This window comes from Streptomyces sp. NPDC007205, from assembly GCF_040634095.1.
GTDB lineage: Bacteria > Actinomycetota > Actinomycetes > Streptomycetales > Streptomycetaceae > Streptomyces.
Genome location: NZ_JBEYEW010000120.1, coordinates 1 through 4,051, shown reverse-complemented (window position 1 = coordinate 4,051; position 4,051 = coordinate 1). Strand labels below are relative to the sequence as shown.

Here is a 4,051-nt window from a genome sequence, read left to right as displayed (position 1 = left end):
CCCGCCCACAACCTGACATCAGCAAGGTCCCCACCCACAACCACACCAACGACCGACCTGGCCACCAGTCACAGCAAGCACCGTTGCAGTACTAGACGTCGGCAAGAGCTCCCATCACGGGCACGGGCTCACCCCGGCCGGCAAGAAGGTCTTCGACAAGCAGCTCCCAACAGCGAGCCGAAGCTGCGGGCAGTCTTCGACAAGCTGGCAGCGAAGTTCGGCACCGTGCTGGTGATCGTGGACCAGCCCGCCTCGATCGGCGCCCTCCCCTTGACGGTCGCCCGGGACGCCGGCTGCAAGGTCGCCTACTTGCCCGGACTGTCCATGCGGCGCATCGCCGACCTCTACCCGGGCGAGGCGAAGACCGACGCGAAGGACGCCGCGGTGATCGCGGACGCCGCCCGGACCATGCCGCACACCCTGCGCTCGCTGGAACTGACCGACGAGATCACCGCCGAACTGACCGTGCTGGTGGGCTTCGACCAGGACCTGGCGGCCGAGGCGACCCGCACCTCGAACCGGATACGCGGCCTGCTCACCCAGTTCCACCCCAGCCTCGAACGTGTCCTCGGCCCGCGTCTGGACCACCAGGCCGTGATCTGGCTGCTGGAACACTACGGATCCCCGGCCGCCCTCCGAAAAGCCGGACGCCGCAAGCTGGTTGAGGCGATCCGGCCCAAGGCCCCGCGCATGGCCCAGCGGCTGACCGACGAGGTCTTCGACGCCCTCGACGAGCAGACCGTCGTGGTCCCGGGCACCGGCACCCTCGACCTCGTGATCCCGTCCCTGGCCCGCTCGCTCGCCGCCGTCCACGAACAGCGACGAGCCCTGGAAGCGCAGATCGGACAGCTGCTGGAGGCTCACCCTCTTTCCCCGGTCCTGACCTCGATTCCGGGGGTCGCGGTCAGGACCGCCGCTACCTTGCCGGTCACCCTCGGCGACGGAACCAGCTTCCCCAGCGCCGCCCACCTCGCCTCCTACGCCGGCCTCGCCCCGACGACCAAGTCGTCGGGGACCTCGATCCACGGCGAACACGCGCCCAGAGGAGGCAACCGGCAGCTGAAACGGGCGATGTTCCTGTCCGCGTTCGCCGCGCTGCACGATCCCGCCTCCCGCACTTGCCACGACCGATGCCGGCCCGCGGCAAGACCCACACCCAGGCACTTCTCCGCCTGGCCCGCCAGCGGATCAACGTGCTGTTCACGATGCTCCGCGACGGCACCTTCTACGAACCCAGAACCCCACGCCTCGCTTGACGAAAGACATAGAGGCACCCCCCCCGCATACTGAGTAGAGGCGAGTTGTTCCGCTTTGAGGGGCACCATGGGTGTGGTGGTCGGGTGGCGAGTGCGGTGTCGTGGTCGGGAGGACTGTGGTGGCCGAAGCTGCTGTGCGGTTGGTGCAGGTTGTACCAGCTTTCGGTCCGCTCAAGGGTCGCGGTGTGGGTGACGGTCCTGTTCGGCTGGGGCGGGTGCCGATCAGCTCGTTCTTCGAGGTGGTGAAGGACGATTCGGCCAGCGCGGTTGTCCCGGGGTTGGCCGGTGCGGCCGGCGGATGGCCGGGCATCCGACTGGTTTGTCGGCAGGGTGAATTGGCGGCTGGTGTATGGGGAGCCGCGGTCGGGCTGGGAGATCACAGGGCCTGGAATGATGGACATCATCCTTCTGGGGCCGAAGCCCCTGATCTCCGATGTCCGTCGAAGCAGATCAAGCCCAAGGCGTTCCTCCGCCGTCCCAGCTGGTTGTGCGGGGCGGGCCATGCCCGGCGCCCCTGCACGGTCGTACGGTGCGAGCGGAGGTCGGTCAGTACATCGGGCACTTCCCAGCCAGCGCCTCCTGCAGCGCGCGTTGTATAGCGCCTGGCGCCCGGCGCTTGGCCCGCGCACCGACCTGTTCACGAGCGTGCGGCCGGCGCACAGAGGCTCGCGGTCCGGGCAGTGTCAGATCCGGCTCCCTGATATGTCGACTCTTCAGTCGCTTCAGTCACTGCCCTTCGGGACGGGGTGGGGAGGGAGGCCGAAGTGGTCGGCGGGCACCTTTGTCTGTGGCGCGATGGTCACCCTTGCTGACGCCAGAACGAGGAAGGCGTCGATGCCGCTGATGTCGTATCAGGTGTTCTCGCCGGTCCTACTCGCCCGGCCGTCCAGCGGCACCGATCGCCTCATCCGCGCGACGAAGAGTGTCATTGCCTCCAGCGAATCCGCTGGGCACACCCCTGATCGGCGGCCTGTTGATGCCTCCGGGACCAGTGAATCCCTCCAGCCATGGTGAGCCAGAGAGACGAGTCATCTCGGCTCCGGAGGCAGGGCAGTCCTGTCACCGGGTCCCGATGAGGGAAAGGGGGGAGCTCAGACACAGATGCTGCCGACACAAACCGTCACATCGGTGGGCAGCACCTTTACGTTGAAGTTCCTGAGGTAGGTGTCCAGCACCGCACCTTGCACGTTGGTGAGCTGAATGGCGAGGGGTAAGAAGATGCTGTTGTCGGAGACATTGACCAGCGCCGTTTGCAGCGTGTTGAGCTGGGTGTCGTTGAGCACGTTGATGTCCTTGACCGAGATGTTGATCTTGTTGTCGCTGAGGAGGTCGCCGACCGTTATCAGGCCGGAACAGTTGACGGTGTGGTTCGGTCCGCCGCCCTGATTGGAGCAGGTGTAGGTGTGTGGTGAGTTGGCGGAAGCAGGGTTGGCGAGAACTCCGCCTGTGATGACCGCTGCGATCGTGGTGACTGCGGCCAGACGTGCCAGCTTGTGCATGGGGTATCCCTTCCTCAAGTAGTGAACCGACGGTGGCAGGCCGGCGTGGAGCATTCCGTCCGGCTTCCCTCGGTGGCGTTGTGGAGTGTGTGACGGGTTTCAAGTTATTGGACTTAAAGCGCTGTCCACTCGGGGCGAAATGGATGAGAGCACCCGAAGGCTGCAGCATGGCGGCCTCGTTGAACGGTGTGCACACGCCCACTTCAGGGATACAGCACCTTCAAGGCGTTGGCATCTCGTGAGTTTCTGGCCGGGACCGTTGACAGCGCCAGCGCACAGCGGGTCCGGGACAGGTCGTACACGGTGACCCGGACCCCTTGACTTGCGGCAGGCAGGCGATGCTAGAACCGACTTCGCCGAGCCTGATCATGAGGGTCGCGCGGCGTGCAGGACGTCTCCACGGCTGCACATCAGGGCCTGCGCCACAACACTGGGTCCCTCGGACAGAGAGGCTCGCACCGGCGCGGCTCACGCACCTCGGCCAGCGCCTCCACGCCACTTGATGCCGTTGTCGACGAGGTAGCGCACGGCGTCGATCATCTGCCGGTGGCAGTAGCCCTCCGGCCGCCCGCCCCGGCCCGCCAGCCATCCCGGCACCGGCAGCAGATCCCGCACCAGCGCCCACTCCGCATCGCTCATGTCCGAGTCGTACCGGGGCCGGCGCTCCGGCCGATCGGCCGCGTTCCCGAACCGATGGGCGAGGCAGTCACACCCAGGAGTGGACGAACTGGACTCGGCGACCAGGACCACGCGACACTTCGACAACAGGCCTCTTGCTTCTCGCTGGACTCGACAACCGCGAGCTACCAAGAGGCCCTTCTTCCATGCACCTGCACCGGCCAACTCACCCCAGCCAGGCCCTTTGTTCGAATCTCTCCGACCATACGGCCGGATAGAGAACGGCCAGTCAGGTAGTGGCACCGCACGACTGCTCGTCGAACAGCTCGTAGTTCTGCAGGCAGTGGTAGAGCTGTCTGCGCATCCGGTTGAAGAGATGGCGCAGTGCGGCTGCGTGCCAGTCTCCGTGCGCCTCGGGTCGACTGCGTGGACCGAGGCGGGACGAGGGCGACGAACATATGATGGCTTGCCGCCTTAGACTGAGGGATCCGGCGCCCTTCTGAATGGCTTATACAGAAGGCGAGCGAGGAGCGTACTCAGCGGATCAGTGAACAGCGGGACGACGACCCCGTCGAGCAGGTTCGGGTGCCAAGCCGCCGCTGCGCCGCACCCGCCGTCCCGCCGGTCCTGCCGCCGGCTCTGTCGACCCGAAGGAGGCCTGAGCCATGTCGAAACTCG

At 66.2% G+C, this 4,051-nt stretch carries 1 protein-coding gene and 2 pseudogenes; 1 reads left to right on the top strand and 2 read right to left on the bottom strand.

The genetic code is table 11. The features are described from left to right. Positions 1-91: 91 nt before the first annotated feature. Positions 92-1,256 (top strand): annotated as a pseudogene (locus ABZ624_RS42210) (IS110 family transposase); the annotation flags it as partial. Positions 1,257-2,347: 1,091 nt separating this feature from the next. Here the strand turns inward: ABZ624_RS42210 and ABZ624_RS42205 are convergent. After that, positions 2,348-2,755, bottom strand: coding sequence for a preprotein translocase subunit TatB (locus tag ABZ624_RS42205; protein ID WP_360100927.1), 408 nt, complete (start codon positions 2,753-2,755; stop codon positions 2,348-2,350). Positions 2,756-3,247: 492 nt separating this feature from the next. Next, a pseudogene (locus ABZ624_RS42200) lies at positions 3,248-3,505 on the bottom strand (transposase); the annotation flags it as partial. Positions 3,506-4,051 lie beyond the last annotated feature (546 nt).

Coding starts and splice junctions, on each gene's coding strand:
- ABZ624_RS42205 (WP_360100927.1), bottom strand. CDS start 2,755: ATGCACAAGCTGGCACGTCTGGCCGCAGTCACCACGATCGCAGCGGTC.